At 73.0% G+C, this 1,890-nt stretch carries 2 protein-coding genes; both read left to right on the top strand.

Annotation, left to right across the window (positions count from 1 at the left end):
• The first annotated feature begins 131 nt into the window (after nt 1–131).
• Nucleotides 132–818 (top strand): MBL fold metallo-hydrolase, encoded by a 687-nt coding sequence (locus tag IJH84_RS15015; RefSeq protein ID WP_200069833.1) that lies wholly within the window; start codon nt 132–134, stop codon nt 816–818.
• A gap of 28 nt (nt 819–846) precedes the next feature.
• The coding region (hisS, locus tag IJH84_RS15010) for a histidine--tRNA ligase (protein ID WP_295145513.1) at nt 847–1,890 on the top strand (1,044 nt) is incomplete at its 3' end.

Here is a 1,890-nt window from a genome sequence, read left to right as displayed (position 1 = left end):
CGCCGACCGCCGCCTCGCCGGTGATCCGCGCGCGGTGGCCGCCGTGGCCGCTGCTGTGTCCGCGGGTTCCGGAGCTGTCCCGCCCGCGGCCTCGGCCACCGTCCTGACCGATCGAAGAAGGGCTCGTTTTCGTGCTGGTGCTCGGGTTCCCGGCCGGACCTCTGCAGGCGAACTGCTACCTGCTCGCCGCGGGCGACGACGCGGAGTGCGTGATCGTCGACCCCGGCCAGGAAGCGGTCGCGGGATTGGACGAGCAGTTGCGCGAGCATCGGCTCACCCCGGCCGGGGTGCTGCTCACGCACGGGCACTTCGACCACGTCTTCTCCGCCGGCGAGGTGTGCCGGGCGCACGACGTGCCCGCCTGGCTGCACCCTGCGGACCGGTTCATGCTCACCGACCCCGCCGCGTCGCTGGGCCCGGAGGGCGCGCAGCTGTTCGCCGCGCTGCCGCCGTTGACCGCGCCGGAGGACGTCCGCGAGCTGGCGGACGGGCAGACCGTGCAGCTGGCCGGGCTCAGCTTCGGAGTCACCCACAGCCCAGGCCATACCGGCGGGTCGGTGCTGTTCGGCCTCGGGACCGAGGAGGGCGGCCGGCTGCTGCTGGCCGGGGACACCCTGTTCGCCGGGGCCATCGGACGCACCGACCTGCCCGGCGGCGACCACGCGACGATGCAGCGCAGCCTGCGCGAGCGGGTGCTGCCGCTGCAGGACGACACGGTCGTCCTGCCGGGCCACGGACCCACCACGACCATCGGCCGCGAACGCGCGAGCAACCCGTTCCTGCTGGAGCTGTCCGCTCCGGCGCGCGACGGCCTGTGACTTCGACGAGGACTGCGAACAACCGCTGATGAGCACCTTCAACGCCCCCAAGGGCATCCCCGAGTACTACCCGCCCGAGTCCGCCGGGTTCCTGGCCGTGCGCGAGGCGCTGTCCGACTCCGCGCGGCGCGCGGGTTACGGCTACATCGAACTGCCGCTGTTCGAGGACACCGCGCTGTTCGCGCGCGGCGTCGGCGAATCCACCGACGTGGTCAGCAAGGAGATGTACACCTTCGCCGACCGCGGCGGCAGGTCGGTGACGCTGCGGCCCGAAGGTACCGCGGGCGTGATCCGCTCGGTCATCGAGCACGGCCTGGACCGCGGCCAGCTGCCGGTCAAGCTGCACTACAGCGGCGCGTTCTTCCGCTACGAGCGGCCGCAGGCCGGGCGGTACCGGCAGTTGCAGCAGGTCGGCGTGGAAGCGATCGGCGTGGATGACCCGGCGCTGGACGCCGAGGTCATCGCGATCGCCGACGAGGGCTACCGGCGACTCGGCCTGACCGGGCACCGCGTCGAGCTGACCTCGCTCGGCGACGAGACCTGCCGCCCGGAGTACCGGGCCAAGCTGCAGGAGTTCCTGCGCGGCGTGGCGCTGGACGAGGACACCCAGCAGCGCGCGGAGATCAACCCGCTGCGGGTGCTCGACGACAAGCGGCCCGAGGTGCGGGAGCTGCTCGCGGACGCGCCGCTGATGGCCGACCACCTCTCCGCGTCGGCGAAGGAGCACTACGAGCAGGTCAAGCAGCACCTGGCCGACCTCGGCGTGCCGTACGTGGAGAACCCGCGGCTGGTGCGCGGGCTGGACTACTACACCAAGACCACGTTCGAGTTCGTGCACGACGGGCTCGGCGCGCAGTCCGGCATCGGCGGCGGTGGCCGCTACGACGGGCTGATGGCCGAGCTCGGTGGTGCGCCGCTGTCCGGTGTCGGGTTCGGGCTCGGGGTGGACCGCACCGTGCTGGCCTGCGAGGTCGAGGGCCTGCCGGTGGGCGATCAGGCCCGGTGCGACGTGTACTGCGTGCCGCTGGGGGAGGCGGCCAAGCGCAGGCTGGTCGCGGTGGCGGGCGGTCTG

Source organism: Saccharopolyspora sp. (assembly GCF_017434145.1).
GTDB classification, from domain to species: Bacteria; Actinomycetota; Actinomycetes; order Mycobacteriales; family Pseudonocardiaceae; genus Saccharopolyspora_C; species Saccharopolyspora_C galaxeae.
The sequence above is the reverse complement of the archived record's forward strand: the minus strand, read 5'-3'. Positions and strand labels throughout refer to the sequence as shown.